The organism is Kocuria salina (assembly GCF_013368965.1).
GTDB lineage: Bacteria > Actinomycetota > Actinomycetes > Actinomycetales > Micrococcaceae > Kocuria > Kocuria rosea.
This window is the reverse complement of the sequence record NZ_SSSF01000002.1, coordinates 56,518-83,170: the sequence shown is the minus strand read 5'-3', so window position 1 is coordinate 83,170 and position 26,653 is coordinate 56,518. Positions and strand designations below refer to the sequence as shown.

Annotated in this window: 25 protein-coding genes; 10 read left to right on the top strand and 15 right to left on the bottom strand. The window is 72.5% G+C overall.

All coding sequences use genetic code 11. From position 1 onward, the window contains the following. Positions 1–36 precede the first annotated feature (36 nt). The 3 genes from E7Z53_RS04480 to E7Z53_RS04470 all read right to left on the bottom strand — a co-directional run bounded on the left by E7Z53_RS04480 (position 37) and on the right by E7Z53_RS04470 (position 3,426). Complete coding sequence (locus E7Z53_RS04480; protein ID WP_035925389.1) at positions 37–1,389, bottom strand: MATE family efflux transporter; 1,353 nt, start codon at positions 1,387–1,389, stop codon at positions 37–39. A 74-nt stretch (positions 1,390–1,463) separates the two neighbouring features. Then, entirely contained in the window at positions 1,464–2,921 is a 1,458-nt protein-coding gene (locus tag E7Z53_RS04475) for a benzaldehyde dehydrogenase (RefSeq protein WP_017832943.1), read from the bottom strand. A gap of 127 nt (positions 2,922–3,048) precedes the next feature. Beyond that, entirely contained in the window at positions 3,049–3,426 is a 378-nt protein-coding gene (locus E7Z53_RS04470; protein WP_017832942.1) for an RNA-binding S4 domain-containing protein, read from the bottom strand. 291 nt (positions 3,427–3,717) lie between these two features. Between E7Z53_RS04470 and E7Z53_RS04465 the strand changes: the two genes are divergently transcribed. Next, on the top strand, positions 3,718–4,548 hold the full coding sequence (locus E7Z53_RS04465) for an ABC transporter substrate-binding protein (RefSeq protein WP_176337280.1): 831 nt from the start codon (positions 3,718–3,720) through the stop codon (positions 4,546–4,548). Positions 4,549–4,696: 148 nt separating this feature from the next. After that, a complete protein-coding gene (locus E7Z53_RS04460; RefSeq protein ID WP_176337279.1) occupies positions 4,697–6,676 on the top strand; it encodes a M13 family metallopeptidase in 1,980 nt (659 codons plus the stop codon). 10 nt (positions 6,677–6,686) lie between these two features. On the opposite strand, the gene E7Z53_RS04455 is transcribed toward E7Z53_RS04460, so the two are convergent. The 3 genes from E7Z53_RS04455 to E7Z53_RS04445 are packed head-to-tail and all read right to left on the bottom strand — an operon-like array spanning position 6,687 to position 10,512. Then, positions 6,687–8,207 (bottom strand): APC family permease, encoded by a 1,521-nt coding sequence (locus tag E7Z53_RS04455; protein ID WP_035925380.1) that lies wholly within the window; start codon positions 8,205–8,207, stop codon positions 6,687–6,689. A gap of 2 nt (positions 8,208–8,209) precedes the next feature. Continuing rightward, on the bottom strand, positions 8,210–9,079 hold the full coding sequence (locus E7Z53_RS04450; protein ID WP_109244272.1) for a universal stress protein: 870 nt from the start codon (positions 9,077–9,079) through the stop codon (positions 8,210–8,212). Continuing rightward, positions 9,076–10,512 carry a flavin monoamine oxidase family protein gene (locus tag E7Z53_RS04445; protein WP_172604394.1) on the bottom strand — a complete coding sequence of 479 codons (1,437 nt, stop codon included), beginning with the start codon at positions 10,510–10,512 and terminating at the stop codon, positions 9,076–9,078. Before E7Z53_RS04445 ends, E7Z53_RS04450 begins: the two co-directional genes overlap by 4 nt. Positions 10,513–10,622: 110 nt before the next feature. On the opposite strand from E7Z53_RS04445, the gene E7Z53_RS04440 reads away from it, so the two are divergent. Next, positions 10,623–11,369 (top strand): TetR/AcrR family transcriptional regulator, encoded by a 747-nt coding sequence (locus tag E7Z53_RS04440; protein WP_232035244.1) that lies wholly within the window; start codon positions 10,623–10,625, stop codon positions 11,367–11,369. A gap of 17 nt (positions 11,370–11,386) precedes the next feature. On the opposite strand, the gene E7Z53_RS04435 is transcribed toward E7Z53_RS04440, so the two are convergent. The 3 genes from E7Z53_RS04435 to E7Z53_RS04425 form a co-directional block, all read right to left on the bottom strand. Next, the gene (locus E7Z53_RS04435; protein WP_176337278.1) at positions 11,387–12,820 is read right to left on the bottom strand and encodes an aminobutyraldehyde dehydrogenase; all 1,434 of its coding nucleotides are present in this window, start codon (positions 12,818–12,820) and stop codon (positions 11,387–11,389) included. Between the two features lie 162 nt (positions 12,821–12,982). Then, a complete protein-coding gene (locus tag E7Z53_RS04430) occupies positions 12,983–13,210 on the bottom strand; it encodes a sulfurtransferase TusA family protein (RefSeq protein WP_017833997.1) in 228 nt (75 codons plus the stop codon). A 33-nt stretch (positions 13,211–13,243) separates the two neighbouring features. Continuing rightward, positions 13,244–14,299 carry a YeeE/YedE family protein gene (locus E7Z53_RS04425; RefSeq protein ID WP_035925367.1) on the bottom strand — a complete coding sequence of 352 codons (1,056 nt, stop codon included), beginning with the start codon at positions 14,297–14,299 and terminating at the stop codon, positions 13,244–13,246. A 141-nt stretch (positions 14,300–14,440) separates the two neighbouring features. Between E7Z53_RS04425 and E7Z53_RS04420 the strand changes: the two genes are divergently transcribed. After that, positions 14,441–14,938: a DUF427 domain-containing protein gene (locus tag E7Z53_RS04420; RefSeq protein ID WP_035925365.1), complete on the top strand. Its 498-nt coding sequence runs from the start codon at positions 14,441–14,443 to the stop codon at positions 14,936–14,938. On the opposite strand, the gene E7Z53_RS04415 is transcribed toward E7Z53_RS04420, so the two are convergent. Genes E7Z53_RS04415 through E7Z53_RS04405 form a run of 3 tightly spaced genes read right to left on the bottom strand, consistent with a single transcriptional unit; the run spans position 14,907 to position 18,477 of the window. Then, complete coding sequence (locus tag E7Z53_RS04415) at positions 14,907–16,337, bottom strand: MFS transporter (RefSeq protein ID WP_206539730.1); 1,431 nt, start codon at positions 16,335–16,337, stop codon at positions 14,907–14,909. The genes E7Z53_RS04420 and E7Z53_RS04415 overlap by 32 nt on opposite strands. 10 nt (positions 16,338–16,347) lie before the next feature. After that, positions 16,348–17,352 (bottom strand): PDR/VanB family oxidoreductase, encoded by a 1,005-nt coding sequence (locus E7Z53_RS04410; RefSeq protein ID WP_035925362.1) that lies wholly within the window; start codon positions 17,350–17,352, stop codon positions 16,348–16,350. A gap of 9 nt (positions 17,353–17,361) precedes the next feature. Beyond that, positions 17,362–18,477, bottom strand: coding sequence for an aromatic ring-hydroxylating dioxygenase subunit alpha (locus E7Z53_RS04405; RefSeq protein WP_176337277.1), 1,116 nt, complete (start codon positions 18,475–18,477; stop codon positions 17,362–17,364). 174 nt (positions 18,478–18,651) lie between these two features. Between E7Z53_RS04405 and E7Z53_RS04400 the strand changes: the two genes are divergently transcribed. The 6 genes from E7Z53_RS04400 (at position 18,652) to E7Z53_RS04375 (ending at position 24,311) form a co-directional block, all read left to right on the top strand. After that, positions 18,652–19,266: a PadR family transcriptional regulator gene (locus E7Z53_RS04400; protein WP_035925357.1), complete on the top strand. Its 615-nt coding sequence runs from the start codon at positions 18,652–18,654 to the stop codon at positions 19,264–19,266. 177 nt (positions 19,267–19,443) lie between these two features. Beyond that, complete coding sequence (locus E7Z53_RS04395; RefSeq protein ID WP_126346886.1) at positions 19,444–20,403, top strand: hypothetical protein; 960 nt, start codon at positions 19,444–19,446, stop codon at positions 20,401–20,403. An 83-nt stretch (positions 20,404–20,486) separates the two neighbouring features. Continuing rightward, positions 20,487–21,539 (top strand): zinc-dependent alcohol dehydrogenase family protein, encoded by a 1,053-nt coding sequence (locus E7Z53_RS04390; protein WP_095649908.1) that lies wholly within the window; start codon positions 20,487–20,489, stop codon positions 21,537–21,539. 32 nt (positions 21,540–21,571) lie between these two features. Continuing rightward, positions 21,572–22,075: a hypothetical protein gene (locus E7Z53_RS04385; protein WP_126346885.1), complete on the top strand. Its 504-nt coding sequence runs from the start codon at positions 21,572–21,574 to the stop codon at positions 22,073–22,075. Positions 22,076–22,190: 115 nt separating this feature from the next. Then, positions 22,191–22,379 (top strand): CsbD family protein, encoded by a 189-nt coding sequence (locus E7Z53_RS04380; protein ID WP_017834007.1) that lies wholly within the window; start codon positions 22,191–22,193, stop codon positions 22,377–22,379. A gap of 264 nt (positions 22,380–22,643) precedes the next feature. Then, positions 22,644–24,311, top strand: a complete 1,668-nt coding sequence (locus E7Z53_RS04375) for an NERD domain-containing protein (RefSeq protein WP_176337276.1) — start codon at positions 22,644–22,646, stop codon at positions 24,309–24,311. Between the two features lie 28 nt (positions 24,312–24,339). Here E7Z53_RS04375 and E7Z53_RS04370 read toward each other — a convergent pair whose 3' ends face one another. From E7Z53_RS04370 to E7Z53_RS04360, 3 genes are all read right to left on the bottom strand, one after another. Beyond that, positions 24,340–24,729, bottom strand: a complete 390-nt coding sequence (locus E7Z53_RS04370) for a CBS domain-containing protein (protein ID WP_144836389.1) — start codon at positions 24,727–24,729, stop codon at positions 24,340–24,342. A gap of 73 nt (positions 24,730–24,802) precedes the next feature. After that, on the bottom strand, positions 24,803–25,156 hold the full coding sequence (locus E7Z53_RS04365) for a P-II family nitrogen regulator (RefSeq protein ID WP_035925343.1): 354 nt from the start codon (positions 25,154–25,156) through the stop codon (positions 24,803–24,805). Next, positions 25,153–26,634: a DUF1538 domain-containing protein gene (locus tag E7Z53_RS04360; RefSeq protein WP_144836388.1), complete on the bottom strand. Its 1,482-nt coding sequence runs from the start codon at positions 26,632–26,634 to the stop codon at positions 25,153–25,155. The genes E7Z53_RS04365 and E7Z53_RS04360 overlap by 4 nt, the downstream gene beginning before the upstream one ends. Positions 26,635–26,653 lie beyond the last annotated feature (19 nt).

Below are 26,653 nucleotides of genomic sequence, written 5' to 3'. Positions count from 1 at the left end.
TGATCCACCCCACAACACCGGGTGCGCTCCGGGTTGTTACCGTGCGTTCCGGAGCAGCCAGGAGTCGCCGCGGGCCCGCAGCCCCAGGGTCAGGGCCCGGGCCCCCAGGTAGCCGCCGGCGTAGGCGGTCCACAGCCACACGAACCCTCCGGTCCCCGTCCCGGCGGAGTGCGCCACGAGCAGCAGCAGCGGGGCGTAGACCGCCAGGTTGAGCACCCCGGCCACCGCCAGGTAGCGGGCGTCCCCGGCCCCGATGAGCACCCCGTCCAGGACGAAGACGTAGGCGGCCAGCGGCTGGCCGACCGCCACCACCAGCAGGGCCGCGGCGAACAGGGCCTGCACCGCGGGATCGGGGCTGAGCAGGAACCCCAGCCGGGTGCCGACCAGGGCCACCAGGAGGCCCGTGACCACGCCGAAGCCGAGCCCCCACAGGACCAGCCGGTTCATGAGGGCCCGGACCGCCCGCCGCTGCACGGGATCGGTCACGTCCCGCGCCCCCATGTCCCGGCCCAGCAGCGCCTGCGCCGCGATGGCGAGGGCGTCGAGGGCGTAGGCCAGGAAGTTGAAGAACGTCATCACGAGCTGGTGCGCGGCGAGGTTCTGGGCGCCCTGTCCCGTGACCACCAGGACGGTCGCGAGGATCGCGACCCGCAGGGAGACGGTGCGCAGCATGAGCCAGGAGCCCACCGTGAGGTGCGAGCGCAGCCGGGGCCACGTGGTCGCGGGCCCCACGCCGTGCTCGCGGGCGAGCCGGCGGAGGATCCGCAGGTACGCCAGTGCCATGGCCCACTGCACGGCGCTCGTGCCGATCGCCGCGCCGGCCACCCCCAGGCCCGCCCCGTGCACGAGCAGGAGGTTGAGCCCCGCGTTGGCCGCGGCCCCGACCCCGGCGATGAGCAGCGGGGTCCTGGTGTCCTGGAGGCCGCGGAGCACACCGGTGGCCGCGAGCACCAGGAGCATGGCGGTCAGTCCGGGCAGGGACCAGTGCAGGTAGACGACGGCGTGCTCCAGGACCTCGCCGCGCGCGCCCATCAGCGCCAGCAGCGGCCGGCCCAGCGCCCAGCCCGCCGCGGACAGGAGCAGGCCGAACCCCGCGGCCACCCACAGCCCGTCCCGGCCCACCGCCACGGCCTCCTGGAGCCGGCCCGCCCCGAGGTGCCGGGCCACCGCAGGGGTGGTGCTGTAGGCGAGGAAGACCATGAGCCCCACGACCGTCTGCAGGACGGCCGCGGCCACGCCCACGCCGGCGAGCTGGGGGGTGCCGAGGTGGCCGACGATCGCGGAGTCCGCCAGCAGGAACAGCGGCTCGGCCACGAGCGCCCCGAAGGCGGGGACGGCCAGGGCCAGGATCTGCCGGTTGAGGCCGCGGGGGCGGGAGGTCGTCGTCACCGGTCCAGGCTACCGACGACCTCCCGCCCCCGCGGCGCACCCCCGGACGGGACGCGGCCCGGGAGCGGCGGCGCTCAGAAGGGGTAGTGCGGGACGTCCGGGCTGATCGTGATCCACTGCGTCTCGGTGAACGCGTCGATGTTGGCGGTCGGGCCGCCGAACCGGGAGCCGGTGCCGGAGGCGCCCATGCCGCCGAAGGGGGCGTTGGCCTCGTCGGCGACCGTCATCTCGTTGATGTGGATCTTGCCGGAGCGGATCCTGTCGGCGATCTTCATGGCCTCGCCGACGTCCCCGACGATGGACACCGAGAGCCCGTACTCGGAGGCGTTGGCGAACTCCACCGCCTCCTCCGCGCTGGACACCTTCATCACGGGCGCCACCGGCCCGAAGATCTCGTCCTTCCAGGCCGTCATCTCGTGGGTCAGCTCGGAGAGCACCGTGGGCCGGTAGAACAGGCCCTCGTGGGACCCCCCGGCCACCACCCGGGCGCCGGCGATGGCGGTCTCCTGCACGATCGCGTCGATGGCCTTGAGCTGGCGCTCGTCGATGATCGGACCGAGGTGCACGGGCCCGCCGGAGGGGTCCCCGACCACCAGAGCCTCCGCCTTCGCCGCGAGCTTGTCCACGTACTCGTCGTGCAGGTCCTCGTGCACCAGGTGGCGCCCGGTGGTCATGCAGATCTGTCCCTGGTGGAAGAAGGAGCCCATCGCCCCGACCCCCGCGGCCAGGTCCACGTCCGCGCCGGGCAGGACGATGACCACGTTGTTGCCGCCCAGCTCGAGGTGGGCGCGCTTGAGGTGCTGCGCCGCCGCGGCGCCCACGTGCCGGCCGGCGGCCGTGGACCCGGTGAAGGACACGACGTTCACGTGCGGGGCCTCGACCGTGGCGGCCCCGACGTCACCGCCGCCGGGCAGCAGCTGCAGGACGCCGGGCGGCAGCCCGGCCTCCTCGAAGACGCGCATGATGAGCGCGCCGCCGGTGACCGAGGTGCGGGGGTCCGGCTTGAGCAGCACCGCGTTGCCCAGGGCCAGGGCGGGGGCCACGGAGCGGATCGAGAGGATCAGCGGGAAGTTGAACGGCGAGATCACCGAGACCACCCCGACCGGCACCCGGCGGGACAGCGACCAGTGCGGGGCGTCGGAGGGCAGGTACTCCCCGTGCGGGTGGCTCGGCAGCGCCGAGGACTCGTAGCACTCCGCGGCCGCAACCGAGGCCTCCAGCCCGGCCTTGGGCTGGATCGCCCCGGTCTCCCGGACCACCCAGTCCATGACCTCCTCGGCGTGCTCCTCGAACAGCAGGCCGGCGCGACGCAGCACCGCGGCGCGCTCGGAGGGCTTCAGCGCCGCCCACTCCTTCTGGGCCGCCGCGGCCTTCTCGGCCGCCTCGTACACGTCCTCGGGGGAGGCGAAGCCGATCTGCCCCAGCGTCTCGTCCGTCGACGGGTTCGTGACGTCCTCGGTGCCGCCGCGGCCGTCGCGCCATCCGTTGACGTAGATCTTTCCGGTCCACACCGATGTGTCCAGCAGTGCCATGGGTCGAACTCCTCGGGTTCCGGCCGCGGGTCGGACCGCCGGACGGCGGGGTGACCCACGGCACACGTGCAGTGCGGATTATTCTGCGCCTTCCTGGGAGCGCGCACGGAACGCCGCGCGGGCGCCGTCACAGCCCCCGGAGGCGGTCCATCTCCCGGCGATCCTTCTTGGTGGGCCGCCCGGTGCCCCGGTCACGCCGCGGGACCGCGGCGTGCAGCGCCGGGGGCGGGGGCGGGCTGTGGTCGACGTAGGCCTTCGCCGCGACCGGCGCCCCGACGCGCTTGGTCAGCAGCTGCACCACCTCCAGGACCTGTTCGTGACCGGGGCGGCGCACGGCCACCCGCTGGCCGGGCCGCACCGGCTGGGCGGCCTTGACCGAGGTGCCGTCGATCTTCACGTGGCCGGCACGGCACGCGGCCGTGGCGGCGGAGCGGGTCTTGAACACGCGCACCGCCCACAGCCACACGTCCACGCGCACGCTCGCGGGGGCCTGCGGCGCGGTCATCGCGCGCCCCGGTCGCTGCGGCGCTGGTCCTCGGTGCGGGTCATGGGGCCATTGTGCCGAATCCGCCGAGCACGGCCGACGCCGGACGGCTCCGCCGCGGCCGCCCGGGCGCGCCGCCCCGGAGGTGTCGCCCGGAGTGGGGACAATGAATTGACTACCGACCAGTGGTGTGCAACATCCCGGCAACGCGCGAACACCTACACTGAGGCACATTCACCGGCGGGCCGCGCACGGGGCACGACGCCGTGCAGCCGGCGGCGGCCCGCCACCTCCCGAGGGAAGGACAGATCCATGAAGAGCAGGTTCCACGGGGCAGCGACCCTGTCCGTGCTGGCCGTCTCCGCGCTGGCCCTGAGCGCGTGCACGAGCACCGGAGGGGGCGAGGAGGCCGCCGGCGAGGGCGAGCTGAGCCTGATCAGCTCCGGCACCCTCACGGTCTGCTCGGACATCCCCTACGCCCCGTTCGAGTACGTCGAGAACGGCGAGACCGTGGGCTTCGACATCGACCTGGTCGACCGGATCGCACAGGACCTCGGCGTGGAGTCGAACGTCATCACCACGCCCTTCGAGGCCATCGAGACGGGCTCCGCGCTGGACACCGACCAGTGCGACCTCGCCGCGTCCGGCATGACGATCACCGAGGAGCGCGAGTCGGTGATGGACTTCTCCGAGCCGTACCTCGACGACAACCTCGCCCTCCTGGTCGCGCCCGGCTCGGACATCCGCTCCGTGGCGGACATCGCGGGCAAGCGCATCGGCGTGCAGCAGGCCACCACCGGGGAGGCCTACGCCCAGGACAACGGGGCGGACGTGGTCCAGTACGAGACCTCCTCGCTGATGATCCAGGGGCTCAACACCGACGACGTCGAGGCCGCGCTCGGCAACATCTCCGTGACCGGCCCCGCGATCGAGGACAACCCCGAGCTGCAGCTGGTCGAGGAGATCGAGACCGGGGAGCAGCTGGGCCTGGCCGTCAAGACCGGCAACACGGCCCTGCTGGAGCGGGTCAACGAGACGCTGGCGGCCATGCAGGAGGACGGCTCCCTCGAGGAGCTCGAGGGCAAGTGGCTGGGCACCGGCGAGGCGGCAGGGTCCGCGAGCCCGGAGCCGGCCGCGAGCTGACCCGTCGTCGCCCCCGGTCCACGGGGGTGACGAGCAGCACGGCCGCCGTGGCCCGCGCGAAGCGGGCCGCGGCGCCGTCGTCCGCAGGCTGGAGCCGGGCGGACGCCCCCGCGCCCTCCGCCCCGCCACGACGACAGGGGAAGCTCCCGTGACCACCGACTCCGGCCTCGAGCTGCAGCACGCCCATCCCGGCGTCCGACCGCAGGACGACCTGTACCGCCACGTCAACGGCGGCTGGATCGAGGCGCACGAGCTGCCGGACGACCGTGCGTTCGACGGCGCCTCCGCGATCCTCACCGACCGGAACACGCAGCGGGTGCACGAGATCGTGCAGGAGGCGCCCGCCGGGTCGCGGATGGGGGCGCTGTACCGGTCCTTCCTCGACGAGGCGCAGATCGAGCGCCGCGGCCTGGCCGCCCTGGACCCGGACCTCGCGGTGCTCGACGCCGCCCGGGGCCGGGAGGGGCTCGCCCGCGCCTCGGCCGCCCTGCACCGCACCGGCGTGGACGGGCCGCTGTCCTTCTTCGTGGAGAACGACTCCCGGGACTCCTCCCGCTACTCCTTCTTCCTGCGCCAGGACGGGCTGTCCCTGCCCACGGACAGCTACTACACGGACCCGCAGCACGAGCGGCTGCGCACGGCGTTCACCGCCCACGTCGCGGCGATGCTCGAGCTCGCGGGCCTGCCGGCCCGCTGGGGCGTGCCCGCCCGGGACGCCGCGGCGACCGTGCTCGCCATGGAGACGCAGCTCGCCGCCGCCCACTGGGACACCGTCTCCGCACGGGACGTCGAGGAGATGTACAACCCCGTGGACGTGGCCGGCCTGGAGGCCATGGCGCCCGGCTTCCCGTGGACGGCGTGGCTCGAGGGCACCGCCCCGGAGCGCGGCGCGGGGATCTTCGACCGGGTCATCGTGCGCCAGCCCTCCTTCGTGGCGCAGCTGGGCGGGCTGTGGCAGGAGTGGTCCGAGGAGCAGATCCGGATCTGGCAGTCGTGGCGGATCGTGTCCAAGCGCGCCCCGTTCCTGCCCCGGCCGTTCGTCGAGGAGAACTTCCGCTTCTACAGCACCGCCCTGTCCGGGATCACCCGCCCCCGCGAGCGCTGGAAGCGGGCCGAGTTCCTGGTCACCCGGATCCTCGGCGACGACGTGGCGCGCGAGTACGTGGCCCGCTGGTTCCCGCCGGCGCACAAGGCCCGGGTGGAGCAGCTCGTGGCGCACCTGCTGGCCGCGTACCGGGAGCGGATCTCGCGGCTCGAGTGGATGTCGGAGGCCACCCGGGCCCGCGCCCTGGAGAAGCTGTCCACGTTCACGGTCAAGGTCGGCTACCCGGAGACCTGGCGGGACTACTCCTCCCTGGAGCCGGACCCCGAGGACCTGCTCGGCAACGTCCGGGCGGGGCTGGCGCTGGAGCACGACCGCACCGTCGGGAAGATGGGCACCCCCGTGGACCGCGGCGAGTGGTTCCTCTACCCCCACTGGGTCAACGCCTACTTCCACCCCGTGCTCAACGAGGTGGTCTTCCCCGCCGGGATCCTGCAGCCGCCGTTCTTCGACATCGAGGCCGACGACGCCGTGTGCTACGGCGCGATCGGCTCCGTGATCGGCCACGAGATCGGCCACGGCTTCGACGACCAGGGCGCCAAGTACGACGCCCGGGGCCACCTGGAGAACTGGTGGACGGACGAGGACCGGGCGGAGTTCGCCCGGCGCACCGCCGCGCTCGTCGCCCAGTACGACGGCTGCACGCCGCGCGGGCTGGACCCGGCCCGGCACCGCGTCAGCGGGGCCTTCACTGTGGGCGAGAACATCGGGGACCTGGGCGGGCTGGAGATCGCCCTGGTGGCCTACCGGATGTCCCTGGCCGAGCGGGGCCTGGACCAGGACAGCGCGCCGGTGCTCGACGGCCTGACCGGCGCGGAGCGCTTCTTCTACGCCTACGCGGCGCTGTGGCGCTCGACCGCCCGGGAGCAGGAGCTGGTCAACCGGCTGGCCACCGACCCGCACGCCCCGGACGAGTTCCGCTGCAACCGGGTGGTGCAGAACATGTTCGCGTTCCACGACACCTTCGGCACCCACCCCGGCGACGGCCTGTGGCTGCCCCCGGAGGAGCGCGTCAACATCTGGTGAGTCGGTACGGCTAGTCCAGGACCGGCAGCTCGGTGGTCTCGAAGCGCTCCCGGAAGAAGGCCGGGTTGCGCCGGTACTGGACGAGCATCATCGCGACGCCTAGCAGCAGGATGCCCACCCCCAGGAGGAACACGAGGCCCACGCCGCCGATCTGCGACCCGGAGCCGTAGTCCGGGTCCATCGAGTCGTAGGCCGTCTGCCCGAAGAACACGAGCAGCAGGATCCCCCCGAGCAGCGGTGCGAGGAACTTGGTGAACGCGTTCTTCGGCCCCCGGAACGCCTCGCGGCGGAAGTACCAGACGCAGGCCAGGGCGGTGACCCCGTAGTAGAAGCAGACCATCATGCCGAGGGTGGTGATGGTGTCCCAGAGGACGTTCTCGGAGACCACGCGCATCACGGCGTAGAAGCCCGCGGAGATCACGGCCGCCGCGACCGTCGCGTAGCCCGGGGTCTGGAACCGCGGGGTGACCCGGGCGAACTTCCCCGGCAGCGCGCCGTAGTAGCCCATGGCCAGCATCGTGCGGGCCGGGGAGACGAACGTGGACTGCAGGGAGGCCGCCGAGGAGGACAGCACCGCGAGGGACATCAGGATCGCGAAGGGGCCCATCACGGGCCCCGCAAGGGCCGCGAAGATGTTCTCCTGGATCTCCTCGTTGCCCATGCCCAGCCCCTGGTCGGAGACCCCGGAGAACGTGAGCACCGCGAGGGCGATGGTCATGTAGAGGGCCACGATCACGAAGATGGTGGTCAGGGCGGCCCTGCCCGGGGTGGTCGCCGAGCCCTTGGTCTCCTCGTTGATGGTGAGCACCACGTCCCAGCCCCAGTAGATGAACACGGACAGGGACACGCCCGCCGCGAACGCGGAGAAGGACTCGACGCCGAACGGGTTGAACCACTCGGCGCGCACGGTGAGCCCCTCGTAGGCGGTGCCGGCGGCCACGTGGCCGAAGGCCGCGATCGAGAACCACAGGAGCACGACCGCCTGGAACGCCACGAGCACGTACTGGAACGCCTTGGTGGTCTCCATCCCGCGGTACGAGATCCAGGCGGCCAGGGCCACGAACACGAGGCACGTGGCCACGTTGACGGGCACGTTGCGCGTGAGCTCGGCGATGGCGTCGTTGCCGGTGATCTGGGCGAGGGCGAGGTAGAGGAAGTCCACGGCCACGCCGGCGAGGTTGGAGAGCACCAGGATGGTGGCGGCCAGCAGCCCCCAGCCGCCCATCCAGCCCAGCCACGGCCCGAAGGCCTTGGAGCCCCAGGTGAAGGTGGTGCCCGAGTCCGGCATGGCCCGGTTGAGCTGCTGGTAGCCGAAGGCCACGAGCAGCATGGGGATGAAGCCCACCAGGAAGATCGCCGGCAGGGAGGTGCCGACCTCCGCGGCGGTGGGGCCCAGGGCGGCGGAGAGGGTGTAGGCCGGGGCGATGCAGGAGACGCCGATGACCACGGAGCCGAGCAGCCCCACGGCGCCCTTGCTCAGGCCCTTGTCGGTGCCGGAGCGTGCCGGCGCCTCGATGTCGGAAGCGCTCATGATCAGTTCTCCTCCGTGCGGGCCGGTCGTGGGACCACGACCATCGGGACCGGGACGTGCTTGAGCAGCCGTGCTGCGGTGGTGCCCAGGAAGGTCTGCCGCCCCTGGGCGAGGCGGGACGAGCCGATGAGCAGGAGGCCGCCGGGAGCCCAGTCGACGTCCTGCGCGGCCTTCTTGAGGGTCCGCCCGGAGGCGACCCGCACGGTCACGGGCCCGGTCCGGCGGGCCTCGGCCGCTGCGGCCTCCAGGTGCTCCTCGACGCGCCGGCGGGCCTGCTCGGTGGCGCCCGGGTCCGCGGCCTCGCCCTCGAGGAACGAGAGGAGCTCCAGCTCCAGGCCGGAGCGCTCGACCGCCTCGGCGGCCTCCCGGATGACCTGGTGCGCCCCGGGGCGGGTGCCCACGGCGGCGTAGACCCGGGTCAGCGGCTCGTCCCCGGGATACCGGCGCGGGGCGAGCGCCACGGGGACCGGCGAGCTGTGCAGCAGCGCGTTCACCACCGAGCCCAGGGTGAAGCGGCCGCCGCCCGTCCCGGCGCCGACCACGATCATCGCGGCCCCCAGCTCGGTGGCGGCCTCGACCAGGCCGGTGGGCACGGACCGCGCCTCCCGCACGTGGGTGCGGGCCGTGATCCCCTCGGGCACCAGGGCGGCGGCCTCGCGCAGCCACTGGTGGGCCTGCCGGCGGAGCACGGGCGAGATGTCCCCCACCGGCGGGTAGACCTGCTGGTACGGGTCGTCCGCGCGCAGCACGAGGACGATCTCGAGCTCGGCGCCCACGTCGCGCGCGAGCGCGACGCCCAGCCGCACGGCGTCCCGGCTGCGCCGGTCGCCGCTGTAGCCGACCACGTAGCGCGGCACCCCGGCGGTGGTCATCGCTCCGCGCCCGTCAGCGAGCCGGCGCCGAGGACCTCGGCCGCGGCGAGCCGGCCCTGCCGCAGGGCGCCGTCGACGTGCTGGTAGCCCTCGGCCGCGAGGTCGGAGCAGGCCCAGCGGATCGGGCCCACCGGGGTGCGCTGGTGGGCGCCGTAGCGGTGCAGGCCGCCGAGGTCGTAGCTGGCGGCGTAGGCGCCGCGGGTCCACTCCTCGGAGCCGAAGTCGGACTCGTAGTAGACCACCGGGTGCAGGGCCTCCTCCCCCAGGTAGTGGGAGAGGGACTCGAGGATCAGCCGGCGGCGCTCCTCGGCGGGCAGGCCGAAGAGCTCGTCGGCCCGCTCGTCCGAGACGAAGCCGACCAGGGTGCCGCGCGGGTCCCCGTGGTTGGTGTTGTCGTAGACCTCCTGGGAGAGCTCGTGGGCGCCGAAGCCGGTGCCGGAGAGGCCCTTGTCCCGCCAGAAGGGCGTCTCGTAGACGGCGTGCACCTTGATCACGAGGCCCAGCGACTGGTGCTGGTGCATCTGGTGCTGCAGCCGCGGCAGGGGCGGCTCGAAGGAGATCCGGGAGTAGAGGTTGGGCGGGACGGCCACGACCACGTCCTTCGCCCGCACTGTGAGCCGGTCGGACCACACGGTCACCGGGGTGCCCGGGACGTGCTCGGCGTAGGTCCCGTCCGCGCCGGCCCAGCGGATCGTGCGCACCGGGGTGTCCAGGAAGACGACGTCCTCGCCCAGCTCTGCCGCCATGGTCTCCGAGACGGACTGCATGCCGCCGACCACGCGCCGGTCGAGGATGAAGTCCTCGTCCACGAGGTTCGAGAAGGACCCGGCGGAGGCGGCCATGAGCACGGCCTGCAGCACGGAGAACGCGTGCGCGGGCTTGGTGAGCATCCCGCCGGCCACGAAGATCCCGATGTTGCTGCAGGCGGCCTCGTCGTCGGAGTGCTGCCGCAGCCAGTGGTGGAAGGAGATGGTGTCCAGCTCCCGGGCCGCCGGGTGCGCCCACGGCTCGGTGGCGCCGATCTCGGCCACGAGCCCGTCCAGGAGCGCGATGAGCTTCTCCATCTCGGCGATCGTGGACTCCCCCGCCGGGAACATCGAGCCGGTGTAGGTGTGGCGGGTCCCGTCCGGCGCCAGGTAGACGGACTCGCCCTCGCGGTAGCGCTGGTAGGTCTCCAGGCCGAGCTCGTCGACCAGCGCCAGCAGCTCGGTCTGGTCGGGGGAGATCCACTGCCCGCCGATCTCCAGGAACGCGCCGTCCACGGTCTTCGACCAGGTGCGCCCACCCACGCGGTCACGGGCCTCGAGGACCGCCACGGTCCGCCCGGCGGCCACGAGCGTGCGGGCGGCCATGAGCCCGGCGGGGCCGGCCCCCACGACGACGACGTCGCGCTCGATCGCGGTCTCGCTGCCCAGGGTGCGTTGATCGGTCACTGTGCTCTCCTTCACACTAAAATGAATTAGGTTCATTAAATGGGTTCCGGCCCGTGCTCGTCAAGAGCCGTCACCAAGTCGTTGCACCTAGACTCAGGAGGAAGCGCCACATGCCCCGACCGCAGGAGGATCTGCTCATGGCTCCCGCCGGCCCCGCCCCTCGGCGTCGCGGTCGCCCGCGCCATCCGGTGCTCTCCGAGGAGCGGATCACGAAGGCCGCGATCAAGATCGTGGCCACCCGGGGCTACCGGCACCTGACGATGACCGAGCTCGCGCGGGAGCTGAAGGTCTCCACCTCGGCCCTGTACAACCACACGCCGTCGAAGCGCGAGGTGCTGATCCGGGTCCAGGACGCGATCAACCAGGGCATCGACTGCTCCGCCTTCGGCACCGTCCCGTGGGACCGGGCCCTCGAGAGCTGGGCGCGGTCCTACCGGGACTGCTACGCCCAGCACACGGCCATGATCCCGATCATGGCCGTCCAGCCGGTCGCCGACTCCCCGCACACCCTGCAGATGTACGAGACCGTGGCCTCCGGGCTCGCGGACGCGGGCTGGGAGCGCGCCAGCATCGTGGACGTGATCGTCTCGATCGAGTCGCTCGTCTTCGGCGCCGCGTACGACGCGACGGCGCCCGCCGACATCTTCGACCCCGGGGAGCGCGCGGACCTCGCCCCGGTGTTCGCCGCCGCCGTGCAGGCACGGCCGGCGGACGCCACCGCCGCGGCGGACGCGGCCTTCGACGCGGCCCTCACCGCCATGCTGGAGGGCTTCCGGCTGCGCCTGGCGGCCGCCCGGGACCGGGCCGGCCGGCAGGACGGATCCGCCGGTCAGGACGGATCCGCCGGTCAGGACTGAGCCCCGGCCGCGCCGGCTCAGGCGTCCAGGGCGTGCATCACGTGCTTGACCTGGGTGTACTCCTCGACCGAGTAGAGCGAGAGGTCCTTGCCGTAGCCGGAGTCCTTGAACCCTCCGTGCGGCATCTCGGAGACCAGCATGACGTGGGTGTTGACCCAGACGCACCCGAACTCGAGCTCGCGGGAGACCCGCATGGCCGTGCCGTGGTCGGTGGTCCACACGCTCGAGGCGAGGGCGTAGTCGACGTCGTTGGCCAGCTCGAGCGCCTCCTCCTCCGTGGCGAAGGGCTGCACGGTGAGCACCGGGCCGAAGGTCTCCTCCTGGACGAGGGCGTCGTCCTGGCGCACCCCGGACACCACGGTGGGCTCGAAGAAGTAGCCGGGCGAGCCCGCCACCGGCTTCCCGCCGGTGACCACGCTCGCGTGCTCGGGCAGCTCGGCGAGCTTGCGGCACACGTCCTCGAAGTGGCGGGCGTTGTTGAGCGGGCCGTAGAAGTTCTTGGACTCGTCCGGGTCGCCCGTCACGACGTCCCGGGCGGCCGCGGCGAGCAGGCGCACGAACTCGTCGTGGGCGCTGTCCTGGACCAGGATGCGCGTCACCGCGGTGCAGTCCTGGCCGGCGTTGAAGGTGCCGAACTCCACGAGCGCCTTGGCCGCGGCGGGCAGGTCGGCGTCCGCGAAGACGACCGCCGGCGCCTTGCCGCCGAGCTCCAGGTGCCCGCGCGTCAGGTTCTGCGCTGCGGCGAGGGCCACGGCACGGCCGGCACGGACGGACCCGGTGATCGAGACCATGGCCGGGGTCCGGTGCCCGGTCATGAGCGCGCCCGTGGAGCCGTCCCCGAGCAGCACGTTGACCACGCCGGCCGGGAAGATCCCGTCGATGAGCCGGGCCAGGACGAGGGTGGACCCGGGGGTGGTGTCCGAGGGCTTGAGGACCACCGTGTTGCCGGCGGCCAGCGCGGGGCCGAGCTTCCAGATCGCCATCAGCAGCGGGTAGTTCCACGGCGTCACCTGCGCCACGACGCCGACCGGCTCGCGCCGCACGTAGGAGGTGTGCCCGCCCAGGTACTCCGCCGCGGCCTTGCCCTCGAGGGTCCGGGCGGCGCCGGCGAAGAAGCGCAGGTTGTCGGCGCCGGCGGCGACCTCCTCGTCGGCGATCATCTGCCGCGGCTGGCCGGTGTTGCGGTGCTGGGCCTCGACGAGCTCGTCGCTGTGCGCCTCGAGCGCGTCCGCGAGCCGGAGCAGCAGGAGCTGCCGCTCGCTCGGCGTGGTGCGCTTCCAGCTCCGGAACGCCGCGCGGGCGGCGGCGAAGGCCCGGTCCACGTCCGTGGCGTCGGAGACCGGGGAGACGGTGACCGTGGTGCCGGTGGTGGGGTCGACCACGTCGATCCGGCCGGTGCCGTGGGCGTCGACGAAGGCGCCGTCGACGTAGTTCTGCAGGACGTCGCTCATGGTGGTTCCTCTCTGCGGGCGAGAACGCGGTGCCTGCCACTCTAAATGATCGGTGTTCATTTTAGTAGGGTCCGGTGTGACCGGGCCCACCGACGACGACGGACCCCCGCGCCCGAGGATGCTCGGTCGCGGGGGTCCGCCGCTGCGTGGAACTCCCGGGGATCAGGCCTTCTGCACGGTGATCGACCACTCGGCCGCACCGCGCTTGCTGAACTGCGTGACGGGGTAGCCGTTCTCGGCCGCCCAGCGCGGGATAGCCTCGGTGCCCTGGGTGCAGTCGAAGTTGATGACGAGCTCGTCGCCGGCGGGCATCTCGGCCATCGCGGCCTTCGCCTCGACCACGGGGAACGGGCAGACGAGACCGTCGGTCTCGAGGATGTGCTGTGCCATGGATGGTGCCTCCTGGGACTGGGGGTCGGTGGTTCAGACGCCGGCCGGGACGCGGCCCGGGGCGGCGGACGTCTTGCGGGGGGCGATGAAGAGCTTGGCGGCCGCGCCGGTGCCGAGGATCATGACGGCGAAGCTGACCCAGCCCTGCCACTCGAACGCGGCGGTGGCGACCAGGGCGTTGCCGATGGTGCAGCCCCCGGCCCACGCCGCGCCGACGCCCATGAGGGCGCCGCCGCCGATGGAGCGGACGATGGTCTGCGCGTCGGGGACGCGGAGCTTGAACTCGCCCGAGCCCTTGGCCGCGATGAACGAGCCGATCAGGATGCCCAGGACCAGGAACACGCCCCAGTCGACGAGCTCGACGTCGCCCGTGGTCAGGTAGCTCGCGATGTTCGCGGACGGGGTGGTGATGCCGAGACCCGACTCGCGGCCGGTGGCCCAGCTGGCGGGCCAGGCGATGATCGCGATGACGCCGATGACCACGGCGGTGGCGAACGGGTTCCAGGCCTTCTCGAACAGCAGGTGGTTCAGACCGGTCCGCTCCGGCGGGAGCGTGGCCATCTTCATCCGCGGCTTGGTGAGGTGGTGGCGGGCCCACAGGCCGGTGACGGCGACGAGGACCAGCACGAGCACCCACGGGGAGACGCCGAGGGTCTCGTGGATCGAGCCCTGGGTGCCGACCGTCACGCCGCGCATGGCCTCGGTGGTCCCGGCCAGCGGGCCGTACTTGGAGATGGTCGCGAACAGCGCATAGAAGATGAGCGCGAACCAGGAGCCGACGAGACCCTCGGAGGCGCGGTAGTAGGTGCCGGTGGCGCAGCCGCCGGCGAGGACGATGCCGAAGCCGAAGATGAAGCCGCCCACGATCGTGGCCAGCCACGGGAAGGCCGAGGCCTCGAGGGTGATGACGCCGAGGGCGTTCAGCACCCAGATGCCGACCGCCTGGACGGCGATGGCCACGAAGAAGGCGGACAGCCACCACGTGTTCTTCGCGATCCAGACGTCGCGGAACGCGCCGGTGACGCAGAAGCGGCCGCGCTGGAGGACGAACCCGAGGGCGGCGCCGATGAGAAGGCCTGAGATGAGCATCCCAGAACCTTATGATTTCCGGGGCAAGCACTCCAGGGTGTCGTCATGCGCCGTAGCATAGTGAAGCAGCACTCACCACTGTGTGACGCCCGAAGACCGCGCCGGCCGGCGCGGACGGGCGGGCGTCCGGACGGAGCGCAGATGAGACGACCCCGGCCCGAGACCCCCGGCCCCGGCCAGGAGTCCGTGTGGGACTACCCGAGACCGCCCCGGACCGAGCCCACCCGGGAGCACGTGGAGGTGTGGCTGGGCGGTGCGCGCATCGCCTCCACCACGGCCGCGCTGCGGGTGCTCGAGACCAGCCACCCGCCCACCTACTACCTGCCCCGCGAGGCCTTCGCCGAGGGCGCCCTGGTCCCGTGCGAGGGGGGCTCGTGGTGCGAGTGGAAGGGCGCGGCGGCGTACTTCGACGTCCGGGGCGGGACCCGCACCGCGCCGCGGGCGGCCTGGACCTACCCCTCCCCCGCGCCGGGCTTCGAGTCCCTGCGCGGGCACGTGGCGCTGATGCCCGGGATGATGGACCGGTGCCTCGTCGCCGGGGAGCAGGTGCTCCCGCAGGAGGGCGGTTTCTACGGGGGCTGGATCACCTCGCGGGTGGTCGGTCCGTTCAAGGGCGCTCCGGGGACCCGGGGCTGGTGAGCCCCGGCCGCTCACCGGCCGGTCCGGCCGCGCCCGCGGCGGACGCGGCGGCGGACTCCTCGGCGGTCTCCTCAGCGGTCTCCTCAGCGGTCTCCTCAGCGGTCTCCTCGTAGGGGCGCAGCCGGACGAGGGCCAGGGCCGCGAGGGCGACGACGACCGCCACGCCGACGTAGAGCTGCGTGGGGGTCCAGCCGGTGTCCAGCAGCGCGCCGACCGCGATGGGAGCGAGGATCGCCCCGGCCCGGCCGACCCCGATGCCCCAGCCCACGCCGGTGGTCCGGATGCCGGGCTCGTAGGTCATGGGCGCCACGGTGTAGAGCCCGGCGATGCAGCCGTTGATGAGCATGCCGACCACCACGCCGGAGGAGAACGCCAGCAGGGGCACGGACGTGGTGGTGATGAACAGCACGAGGGTCACCGCGGAGAGCACCGTGAAGGCCATCAGGGTCAGCCGTTCGTCCCACCTGGTGGTCAGCGCGCCGTAGAGCAGGGACCCGAAGGTGCCGCCCATCGTGAGCATGAGCCCGCCGACGATGCCCTGCTGCTCGGTCATCCCGGTCTCCACGAGGAGCCGGGGCGTCCAGGAGTTGGCGAAGTAGAAGCCGAACATGATGACGAAGAAGGCCGCCCACAGCAGGAGGGTCGCGGTGCGGTAGCGGCCGCTGAGCAGCAGGCCCACGCTGCTCCGCCGCTCGCCGGCGCCCGCCGGGACGGGGCCGAGCTCGACCTCCCCCTCGAGGCGCAGGCGACGGGCGATGCGGTCGAGCTTCTGCACGGCGCCCGCGGGCCGCCGGGTGCGGAGGTAGTCCACGGACTCAGGCAGCACTGCCAGCACGAGCGCGATCGCCACGAGGGTGAGCAGGCCGCCGGTGAGGAACACGGAGCGCCAGCCGAAGGCGGGGATCAGCTGGGTCGCGCCCATGCCGCCGAGGGTGGCGCCCACGCCGTAGCCCGCGGTGAAGATGCTCACGGCCATGCCGCGGTGGCGGGCGCTGGCGTACTCACTGGTGATCACCGTGGCGGAGGCGAGGATGCCGCCCACGCCCAGGCCGGTGACGACGCGCCACAGCCCGAGCTCGAGCACGGACCCGGCCGTGGTGGACAGGAACAGGCCGAGGGCGTTGACGGCGAGCGCCAGCACGAGGATCCTCCGCCGGCCGTACCGGTCCGCGAAGGGCCCGAGGACGAGGGAGCCCACGGCCATGCCGATGAGCCCGGCGCTGAGCAGCCAGCCCAGCTGGGAGCCGGAGAGCCCGAACTCCTCGGTCACGGAGGTGGCCGTGAACGCCATGGCGAGCACGTCGTAGCCGTCGAGAGCGTTGAGGAACGTGGTCACCGCGATGATGAGCCACTGGTACGACGACATCCTGGATGCGTCGATCTGGTGTCGGATGTCCATGGGGAGCCTCTCAGGGGACGTCGATGGTGAGGACGGCGGCCGGGCGCTCGCCGGGATCGGCCGCCGGCGCGGCGGAGACCACCCGCGAGACGCAGCAGCACATGGACGTGCCGGTCTGCTTCTGCCGGTCCGAGTAGAACACGTCGCGGTGGTCGATCCGCCCGGCCAGGCCGAGGACCTTGACCTGGCAGAGCCCGCACTCGCCCTTGCGGCAGTCGGACATCATGTCGAGCCCCTCCCGCTCGAGGGCCTCGAGCAGGGACTCGTCGGGGCCGACGACGGCCTCGGCGCCCAGCCGGGGGACGCGGACCACGAACGGCTCGGCCTCGAACCAGCCGCTGTTGCCGAAGGTCTCGTAGCGCAGGCCGGTCGGGTCCAGCCCCCGCTCGGCCCAGGCGCGGCGCACCGCGTCCATGAGCCGGATGGGGCCGCACATGTAGAGCTCGGCGCCCTCCGGCACGCCGGCCACGAGGGCCGGGACGTCGAGCGAGCCGCCCTCGTCGTCGACGTGCGCCTCGAGCCGGTCCCCGTGCAGGGCGCGCAGGTCGTCGAGGTAGGCCATGGCGGGCCGGGAGCGGGCGACGTAGACGAGGCGGTAGTCCGCGCCGAGCCGGCGCAGCAGCGCCGCCATCCCGGCGATCGCGGTGATGCCGATGCCGCCGGCCAGCAGGACGTAGGTCGGGGCCCCCACGCGCAGCGGGAAGTTCTGCAGCGGCTGGGTGATCTCGAGGACCTGCCCGGGCTCGAGACCGTGCATGAAGATCGAGCCGCCTCGGGAGGTGGGGGTGCGGAAGACGCTGACGGCGAGCTGCGCGCCGTCGTCGTCGGCGTCGACCACGGAGTAGGAGCGCACCTGCTCCTCGCCGTGGACGAGGACGCGGACGTCCACGTGCTCGCCCGGCCGCACCGGGCAGGGCCGGTCGGGGCGCAGGACGACGCGCCGGATGCCGGCGGCGACGTCCTCGACGTCCTCGACGGCGGCGCGCTGCCAGACCTCGTGCTGGGAATCGGCCACGACCCCTCCTCAGGCCCCGGCGGGAGCGGCTGGGGCGGCGGCGGGGCGGCCCTCGGCCTCGAGCGCCCGCTCGAGGAGCCGGCGCACCCACATCCCGCCCATGTCGATGTTGAGGTTGTAGAACTCGTGCTCGGGGTTGGCGTCGATGGCCGCCTGCTGGGCCTGCAGCATGGCCTCGTCCTCACCGAACACCCCGTGCACGCCGTTGCGCAGCTGGGTGGTGATGAGCTGGCTCTCCAGGCGGTAGTTGCGCATGAAGGCCCAGAAGTAGTGGCAGGAGCGGTCCGTCTCGGGGGTGATCGTGTTCATCACGTAGCCGTTGACCCCGCGGGAGCGGTCCCCCTCGGGCGCCCCGGTGCCGGCCTCGGCCACGCCGACGTCGATGCAGATGGTGGAGGGGAAGGTGTAGTGGATGATCTGCCAGCGGTCCACCTTGCCCTCGAAGCCCGGGAACTTGTCCCGCATGTTCTTGAGCCAGAAGGGCGGGGGGTCGATGTTGCACATCCAGCGGGTAACGGTCACGGAGCGCTCGTCGTGGGTGGTCTCGAACTCCGACTCGGAGAGCTCCTCCTGGCCGATGCTGGAGGAGTGCACGAACTCCTCGTGCGTGAGGTCCATGAGGTTGTCGAGGACGAGCTGGTAGTTGCAGGGGGCGTGGATGGTCTCGCCGTCGCCGGCCCACTCGGGGCTGTCCATCTGGTGCATGTCGGGCAGCAGGGCGGGGTCCGCCCGCGTGGGGTCGCCGAGCCAGACCCACACGTAGCGGTGGCGCTCGAGCACCGGGTAGGAGGGCACGGTGGCGGAGGGGTTCAGCGTCTCCTGGGCGGGCATCGAGGTGCACCGTCCCGCGGCGTTGTAGCGCAGCCCGTGGTACGGGCACTGGACCTCGTCGCGGCCCACCAGCTTCCCCTGGGAGAGCGGGGCGAGCCGGTGCCAGCAGGCGTCCGCCAGGGCCACGGGGCGGCCGTCCTCGGTGCGGTACAGGGCCAGCGGGCGTCCCGCCACGGTGCGGGAGAGGATGCCCTTCCCGGTGATCTCGTGGTCCCACCCGGCCACGTACCAGGCGTCGAGCGGGTGGGACAGGAGCTTGGCGGTGGAGGTGGTCCTCGTGGCGGCGACGGTCATGGTGCGGTCCTCTGCTGGGCGGTCCGGGGCGAGCACGATCCACTCACTATCTCGATAGATAGTCGTGGCGCAGGACACACAATACCTATGTCCATAGTGAGTGACAAGGGTCACGGGCCCGGCTCCCGGCTAGGCTCAGCAGGACGACCCCTGCTGCGACGGAAGGAACCGCCCGTGAGCCTCCGCTCGGCCCTGCTGGCACTGCTCTCCTCGGGGCCGCTGACGGGCTACGACGTGGTCAAGCAGTTCAGCTCCTCCGTGGGCCACGTGTGGCACGCCCCCGACTCGCAGATCTACCCGGAGCTGCGCAAGATGCACGCGGAGGGGCTGCTCACGAGCCGGCCCGTCCCGTGGGGCTCGCGCGGGGCCACCAAGACGGAGTACTCGATCACGCCCGAGGGCGAGCGCGCCCTGCGGCAGTGGCAGGACCAGCCGCTCGGCTACGTCCGGGAGCGGGATCCCGCCCACCTGCGGGCCGCCTACTTCGAGTGGGCCTCCCCCGGCGCCGCGGCCGCGCAGCTGCACGCCCACATCGAGCACTACCGGGACCAGCGCGCGCAGGCCCTCCAGCAGATCAGGGCGCTCCAGGACCGCACGAGCCCCACGCTGGCGCGCCGGCTGGCGGCCAATCCCGAGGAGCAGTGGGAGCGGATCACCCGGTTCAAGGTCTTCGCCTACGAGGGGCAGGTGGCCCGCGCCGACCAGGAGATCGCCTGGGCCGAGCGCGGCCTGCGGCTGCTCGAGGAGCTGGGCGAGCTGGGCGGGCCCGGGGAGTCCGGCACCGCCTGAGGTCCGGCGGGCCACCGGGTCCCGGGCTGCCCGGGTCGTGGGGTCCGGGACCGCCCGGGTCGCCGCGTGACGCACCTGCGCCGCGGCCGGCACCGTTCCGGGTCCTGTTCCCGTCCGGCGCACCGGCCGGTGCGTAGGCTGGGCGGACCCCCCTGCCCCTCGGCCCCAGGACAGACCATGACCCGCTCGCCGCTGCCCCGCCCCCTCGTCCCGGCCCTGTGCGCCGCGCTCCTCCTGACCGGCTGCGCCCAGGGCGCCGGCAGCGGCTCGGCGGCGACACCGGCGGCGGACGCGTCGCCGTCGTCGGCCGCCCCCTCCCCGACCCCCGTGCCCGAGGAGCCCGCGGAGCTGATCGGCGGGGGCACCGAGGTGTTCCCCGACCGGCGGATGGTGGCCCTCTACGGCCGCCCCGGGACCCCGGCTCTGGGCGTGCTCGGGGAGCAGGGCCCCGAGGAGTCGGCCGTCCGGGCGAAGGAGCTCGCCGCCCAGTACGAGCCCTTCAGCGACGTGCCGGTGGTCCCCGCGTTCGAGATCATCGCGACCACGGCCTCCGCGGGCCCCGGCGAGGACGGGGACTACTCCGAGGAGCTCCCGGTCGAGGAGCTGCGCCCGTACGTGGAGGCCGCGGCGGAGCACGGCGTCTACGTGGTGCTGGACCTCCAGCCCGGCCGGCAGGACTTCCTGAGCCAGGCGCAGCAGTACCAGGAGCTGCTCGAGCTCCCCAACGTGGGCCTGGCCCTGGACCCGGAGTGGCGGCTGGGACCGGACCAGGTGCACATGGTGCAGATCGGCTCGGTGGACGCCGCGGAGATCAACGCGACCACGGCGTGGCTCGCCGGCCTGACCCGGGACCACGACCTGCCGCAGAAGGTGGTGGTCCTGCACCAGTTCGCGGAGTCGATGATCACGAACCGCCACCTCGTGGACGCCTCCCGCCCGGAGCTCGCGCTGGTCCTGCACGCCGACGGCCACGGCACCCCGGAGCTGAAGACGGGCACGTGGGAGCGGCTGCAGCAGGGCCTGCCGGAGGGGATCCGGATGGCGTGGAAGAACTTCTACGACGAGGACACGCCCACCTTCACGCCGGAGGAGACGTCCGCGATCGAGCCGCAGCCATGGTTCGTCTCCTACCAGTGAGCCCTGCCGGCCCGGGATCCTCGCGCCTACGATGAGGACGGGCGGCCCGGCAGCCCGCCGGACCGGCGACCGAGGAGGACCCCATGAAGGCACTCGTCTACCACGGACCGGGCCGCAAGGCCTGGGAGGAGGTCCCGGACCCGACCCTCCAGGACCCCACCGACGTCATCGCGAAGGTCGACACGACCACCATCTGCGGCACCGACCTGCACATCCTCAAGGGCGACGTCCCCGCCGTCGTCGACGGCCGGGTCCTCGGCCACGAGGCGGTCGGCACGATCACCGAGGTCGGGGACGCCGTGACCGGGCTGGAGCCCGGCGACCGGATCATCATCCCCGCGGTCACCAACTGCGGGAAGTGCTCCTACTGCAGGAACAACCAGCCCTCCCACTGCCAGACCCTGGGCGGCGTGGGATGGGTGTTCGGGCACCTCATCGACGGCACGCAGGCCGAGTACGTGCGCGTGCCGTTCGCGGAGACCTCCGTGCACAAGGTCCCGGAGGGTCTCGACGACGAGGACGTCCTGTTCCTGACCGACGCCCTGCCCACGGGCTTCGAGATCGGCATCCTCAACGGCAACACGAAGCCCGGCGACACGGTCGCGATCGTGGGCGCGGGGCCGGTGGGCCTGGGCGCGGTCATGACGGCGAACCTCTGCGGCGCCGGGCGCGTCATCACCGTGGACCTCGACGAGAACCGGATGGACAAGGCCCTCGAGCTCGGGGCCACGGACAAGGTCAACGCCGGGGACCCGGACGCCGTCGAGCGGATCAGGGCGCTGTCCCCGGACGGTCTCGGCGTGGACGTGGCCATCGAGGCCGTGGGCGTGCCCCAGACCTTCCGGACCTGCCTGGACGTGGTCCGGCCCTACGGCACGGTGGCCAACGCCGGCGTGCACGGCAAGCCGGTGGAGCTGCCCCTGGACCGGATGTGGATCTCCAACGTCCGCATCAACATGGGGCTCGTGGACTGCCGCACCGTGGGCAGCCTGCTCAACATGGTCCGCTCCGGCCGGCTGGACGCGAAGGCGATGGCCACCCACCGCTTCACCATGTCCCAGATGGAGGAGGCCTACGAGCTGTTCGGCAACGCCGCGCAGCACCGGGCGGTGAAGGTGGTCATCACGGCGGACTGAGCCGCCGGCCCGGCGCTTGCTAGCGTGTGGCCGTGCGGACCGACAGACTCCAGAGCCCCCGGCAGCGCAGGACCATCGACCGGCTGGCCCGGTGGCTCGTCCGAGCCCACGGGACCGAGCCCGGATGGGACGCGCTCGTGCTGGACGTCCTGAGCGTGGGCCGGGACCTGCGCCTGCAGGTGCGGGAGGTCCGCGGCGACCGCACGACCCGCCGGCCCGTGGACGCCGAGGGCCTGCGCAGCACCCCTCGCCGGCTGGCCCGGGCCCTCCAGGAGGACTACGCCGACCTCGTGGACGGGTCGTGGCTGTCCGCCACGCTGATCGTCACCGTGGCCGGGCGGCGCTGGCAGCACCCCGGGGTGGAGCTCGTGCTCAACTACGACGACGACCCCGCCCTCCCGGCGCACGCCCCGCACCCGGTCGCCGCGGAGGACTGGCGCCGGCACCTCGGGCGCTACCGGAGGATGGACCGCAGGATCCCGGCCTGGCTGCGCGAGCGCCTGACCGCGGCCGGCCTCGACGTCCCGGAGCGCTGAACGGGCGCTGTTCGCCCTGGGGGGAATGACCCCTTCCGGGGCGCCCTGCCTGTTCCCTCAGCATGCTGAGGGGTCTACGCTGGTAGCACCTGTTCACCGACCGGAGGGAGAGCCCATGGGACTCGGAGACAAGATCAGCAACGCCGCGGAGAAGGCGGGCGGCACCGCGAAGGAAAAGGTCGGCGACGCCACCGACAACCGCGACCTCCAGGCCGAGGGCCAGGCGGACAAGCTGTCCGGCAGCGCCAAGCAGGCCGGCGAGAACGTCAAGGACGCGGGCAAGAACTTCAAGGACGGAATGTAGCAGCACGGTTCAGCCGTCGAACCACCCGGAGGGCCCCGGTGTCGCAGTCGACACCGGGGCCCTTCGCCGTGCTCCGCCTCCCCCGCCGCCGCGAGGGGCCGCGTTCCGTCTCCTGCCACCGCGAGGGGTCGCGTTCCGTCGGATTGCGCCGCTCGTACCGGCAGATGCCGACCCGCCGGCACGAGGGGGTCGCGGATCGCGCCTCGTCACGCGACGGCGCACTGCCTCCCGGTTGCGATGGCACATCCTGGGTAGCCTGGGGCCATGCCGCAGACCTTCCCGGAGTCCCCGGAGTTCCCGCCCGGTTTCGAGGCGGAGCAGTGCGTCTGGGAGGCGCTGCGGGCCCAGCTCCCCGAGGACGCGGTGCTGATCTCGGGGCAGCGCATCACCGGGGACGAGGTCGAGGCGGAACTGGATCTTCTGGTGCTGTGGCCGGGTGTGGGCAACGCGGTGATCGAGGTGAAGGGCGGGGAGGTCTCGGTCCGGAACGGGCAGTGGCACCAGTCCGGCCGGGGTGGGGCGCACCGGCTGAAGCGGTCGCCGCTGGAGCAGGCCCGGTCCGGGATGCACGCCCTCCTGGACTACCTGGCGCCGCGGCTGTCCCGTGGGGGCGGGCGGACCACGTTCTTCGCTGCTCTGCCCTACACGCGCCTGCCCGGGGACTGGGACGTCCCCGACGCCCCGCGGGACCGGTTGTTCGACCGCACCGACCTGGACGGCATCGCCGGACGGCTGAACCAGGTGCTGCGCCGCAGCACGCAGGCCTACCGCCCACCGGATGCGATCACCGTGGAGCTGATCGTCAAGAACCTGCGCCGCACCCACCTGTCCCTGTGCAACGTGCAGGACCTCGCCCGGGAGCTCGAGGACTCCGGCAACCAGCTCACCCGGGAGCAGGAGCGCACCCTGTCCCTGCTGCGGTGGCAGCACCGCGCGCAGATCACCGGAGGCGCCGGTTCCGGCAAGACCCACCTGGCCATGCTCAAGGCCCGCCGGCTGACCCGCGACGGGCACCGCACGGCGCTCGTGTGCTACTCCCGGGGACTCGCACGGTACTTCGAGCTGATGTCCCGGGCGTGGCCGGAGGAGGAGCGCCCGGCGTACATCGGGCTGTTCCACCGGCTGCCCGTCGAATGGGGCGCGGAGCCCGGCGAGGACGACGACCCCGACTACTGGGAGCACCGGCTCCCCCAGCGGCTGCGGGAGCTGGCCGCCGCCCGTCCGGACGGGGACCGGTTCGACGCGATCGTCGTGGACGAGGGACAGGACTTCGGGGAGCTGTGGTGGGAGGCGCTGGTCCAGTGCCTCGAGGACCCGGACCGGGGCGTGCTGTTCGTGTTCACCGACGAGCACCAGCGCATCTTCGACCGGGACGGGCACGCCCCCATCGACCTCAACCCGTTCCCGCTGGACGACAACCTGCGCAACACGGCCACCATCGCCCGGGCCTTCGCCCCGCTGGCCCGGGAGCCGCAGCGGTGCCGGAACGGGGAGGGCCCGGCGGTGCGGTTCGTCGACGTCGAGCCGGGGGCGGTCCTGGAGCTTGCCGACGACGCCGTGGTCGCCCTCCAGGACGAGGGGTGGGACCCGGGCCGCATCGCGCTGCTGACCACCGGCAGGCGCCACCCGGTGCAGCGGGAGATCGTGGACACGGAGGGCTTCGGAGCCTACTGGGACGGGCACTTCGCGGAGGAGGACGTCTTCTACGGGCACGTCCTGGGCTTCAAGGGCCTCGAACGCTCGGCCGTGGTCCTGGCGGTCAACGGCTTCCAGGACATGGCCCGGGCCCAGCACATGGTCTACGTGGGCATGTCCCGCGCGAGGTCGCTGCTCGTCGTCGTCGGCCCCCGCGAGGTCGTGGAGGAGGCCGCCGGCCCGCGCCTGATGGCCGCGCTCGACGCGGGTGAGGCATGGCGCCCGCCCGCGGGCTGACCCGCAGCCGCCCCTGCCGGCGGGCCGGTCAGGTGAGCTCGCTGATCAGCCGCGCCAGGATGTCGTTCATCGCCAGCAGCCCGATGAGCTCGTTGCCCTGGACCACCACCAGGCGGTTGAGCCGGAAACGGGTCATCAGCGCCGCGGCCTGGTTCACGGACAGGTCCTCGCCGACCGTGACCACCGGCTTGACCGCGGCGTCGTAGACGTTGAGGAGGTCCACGTCCCCCTCCTCCGCCACGATGGCCTGCAGCAGCTCGCTGTAGCTGAGCAGCCCGTAGCCGTCGTGGGGGTGCTGCGGCTCCACCACCAGGCTCTTGACCTGGCGGGTGCTCATGGTCGACAGCGCCTCCCGCAGGGTGCTGTAGGGGGAGATGGTGATGACGTCGCGCACCATGACGTCCTTGACGGTCAGCACGGGGTTCCTCCTGGGAATCTCGGACGGTGGGAATCTCGGACGGAGCTCGATCGGGGTTCGAACGGGCGTCGGGTCAGGCGCCCTCGCGGCGCATGTGCTCCTCGAACCGGGCGACCTGCTGCATGTCGATGCCCGTGAGGTGGTCGATGGGGATGCTGAAGGCGATGCCGCGGGAGCCGCCGCCGCCGTCGACGAGCAGGTCGTGCATCACCTTGAGGATGGGCGTGGCCAGGTGCGTGCCCACGACCATCAGGAGCACGGTCTGGGCGCCCTCGAAGGTCAGGCCGAAGAAGGTGCGCTTGGTCTCACCCCCGATGCCCTTGCCCGGAAGGATGGTCACCCCCGTGGCCCCGGCGCGCTGGGCCTGCTCGATGACGGTGTCCTCGAGCTCGTCGGGGGCGATGACCACCACGGCGGTGAACTTCATGTCGGCTCCTTCTGCAGGCGGGGGACCCTCTCCAGGATCATGGCGTACCCGAGCACCGAGATGATCGGGAAGATGGACGCGAAGGCGATCAGGCCGAAGCCGTCGATCAGCACGTCCCGGCCCTCGATCGCGCCCGCGAGCCCGATGCCGAGGGCGGTCACGAGGGGCACGGTGACCTCCGAGGTGGTGACGCCGCCGAGGTCGAAGGCGAGGGCCACGATGTGCTTCGGTGCCAGCAGGACCAGGACGATGACCACGGCGTAGGCGGCCATGATCACGTAGTGCAGCGGTGCTCCCACGAGGATGCGGTACACGCCCAGGGTGATGCCGACCGCCACGCCGACGGCCACGACGAGCCGGATGGCGGAACCGCTGATCCGGCCCGGCGAGGCCGCCTCGGCCTGCTGGCCGATGGCCACCAGGGCCGGCTCGGCCATGGTCGTGGCGAAGCCGATGAGCAGGGCGAAGAGCAGGATGAGGGCGGGCGCCCCGCGCTCGATCAGCTGCTCCGCCATGATCGTCCCGATGGGGAAGAGCCCCATCTTGAGGCCGACGACGAACGCGTACAGCCCCACGAGGACCATCACGAAGCCCACGGCGACCCGCAGCGGGTGGGCCACGCCGCGCCGCAGCACCACGTACTGGAAGAACAGGACCACGAGCACCATGGGCAGCACGTCCCGGACCATCTCCGCGAGCCCCAGCACGTGCTCCAGGGCCCAGTGCACCGGGGCGCCCCCGGACCCGGCGGCGCCGACGGCCGCGACGTCGCCGAACGTGTAGACCCAGATCCCGTACAGCTGCACGCCGATCATCGGCACCATGACGCACAGGGCCACGAGGCCGAAGCCGTCCGAGAGCGCGCTGCGGCCCCGGATCGAGTTGGCGAGACCGATCCCGATGGCCGCGATCAGGGGCACGGTGACGATGTTCGTGGTGACGCCGCCGGAGTCGTAGGCGAGGCCCACGATCTCCGGCGGGGCGACGTACGTGGCGACGAGGACGAGCACGTAGCCGGGCAGCAGCAGCCTCTGCACCGCCCAGCCCCGCAGGATGCGCAGGATGCCGAGGACGAGCACCGCGCCCACGGACACGGCAATGACGAGGCGCAGCACGAGGGCGCTGATCCGTCCCTCGCTGACGAGCTCGGCCTGCTCGGCCACGGCGATCAGTGCGGGCTCGGCGACCACGGCGGCGAAGCCGATGGCGAAGCCGAACGGGAGCAGCAGCCCCAGGGCGCCGCGGCGGGCGAACTGGTTGGCCAGGTTCTTGCCGACCGGGAACACGCTGAGGTCGAGGCCCTGCAGGAACAGGGCGATGCCGATGCCCACGACCAGCAGCCCGGCGACGAGCCGCAGGGGCTGCTCCGGGACCTCCCGGAACACGGCCAGCTGGAACACCACGACCACCACCACGATGGGCAGCAGACTCCGCAGGGCCTTCAGGAACTCCCGGGAGAAGTGCATGAGGTGCTCCATGGGCGCTGCCGGACCTCCT

Excerpts from the sequence above, each read along its gene's own strand:
- E7Z53_RS04415 (WP_206539730.1), bottom strand. The coding sequence starts at position 16,337 with ATGGACATCCGACACCAGATCGACGCATCCAGGATGTCGTCGTACCAG.
- E7Z53_RS04405 (WP_176337277.1), bottom strand. The coding sequence starts at position 18,477 with ATGACCGTCGCCGCCACGAGGACCACCTCCACCGCCAAGCTCCTGTCC.
- E7Z53_RS04395 (WP_126346886.1), top strand. The coding sequence starts at position 19,444 with ATGACCCGCTCGCCGCTGCCCCGCCCCCTCGTCCCGGCCCTGTGCGCC.
- E7Z53_RS04375 (WP_176337276.1), top strand. The coding sequence starts at position 22,644 with ATGCCGCAGACCTTCCCGGAGTCCCCGGAGTTCCCGCCCGGTTTCGAG.
- E7Z53_RS04425 (WP_035925367.1), bottom strand. The coding sequence starts at position 14,299 with ATGCTCATCTCAGGCCTTCTCATCGGCGCCGCCCTCGGGTTCGTCCTC.
- E7Z53_RS04455 (WP_035925380.1), bottom strand. The coding sequence starts at position 8,207 with ATGAGCGCTTCCGACATCGAGGCGCCGGCACGCTCCGGCACCGACAAG.
- E7Z53_RS04440 (WP_232035244.1), top strand. The coding sequence starts at position 10,623 with ATGCCCCGACCGCAGGAGGATCTGCTCATGGCTCCCGCCGGCCCCGCC.
- E7Z53_RS04465 (WP_176337280.1), top strand. The coding sequence starts at position 3,718 with ATGAAGAGCAGGTTCCACGGGGCAGCGACCCTGTCCGTGCTGGCCGTC.
- E7Z53_RS04380 (WP_017834007.1), top strand. The coding sequence starts at position 22,191 with ATGGGACTCGGAGACAAGATCAGCAACGCCGCGGAGAAGGCGGGCGGC.
- E7Z53_RS04365 (WP_035925343.1), bottom strand. The coding sequence starts at position 25,156 with ATGAAGTTCACCGCCGTGGTGGTCATCGCCCCCGACGAGCTCGAGGAC.
- E7Z53_RS04360 (WP_144836388.1), bottom strand. The coding sequence starts at position 26,634 with ATGGAGCACCTCATGCACTTCTCCCGGGAGTTCCTGAAGGCCCTGCGG.
- E7Z53_RS04420 (WP_035925365.1), top strand. The coding sequence starts at position 14,441 with ATGAGACGACCCCGGCCCGAGACCCCCGGCCCCGGCCAGGAGTCCGTG.
- E7Z53_RS04450 (WP_109244272.1), bottom strand. The coding sequence starts at position 9,079 with ATGACCACCGCCGGGGTGCCGCGCTACGTGGTCGGCTACAGCGGCGAC.
- E7Z53_RS04475 (WP_017832943.1), bottom strand. The coding sequence starts at position 2,921 with ATGGCACTGCTGGACACATCGGTGTGGACCGGAAAGATCTACGTCAAC.
- E7Z53_RS04390 (WP_095649908.1), top strand. The coding sequence starts at position 20,487 with ATGAAGGCACTCGTCTACCACGGACCGGGCCGCAAGGCCTGGGAGGAG.
- E7Z53_RS04470 (WP_017832942.1), bottom strand. The coding sequence starts at position 3,426 with ATGACCGCGCCGCAGGCCCCCGCGAGCGTGCGCGTGGACGTGTGGCTG.
- E7Z53_RS04435 (WP_176337278.1), bottom strand. The coding sequence starts at position 12,820 with ATGAGCGACGTCCTGCAGAACTACGTCGACGGCGCCTTCGTCGACGCC.
- E7Z53_RS04430 (WP_017833997.1), bottom strand. The coding sequence starts at position 13,210 with ATGGCACAGCACATCCTCGAGACCGACGGTCTCGTCTGCCCGTTCCCC.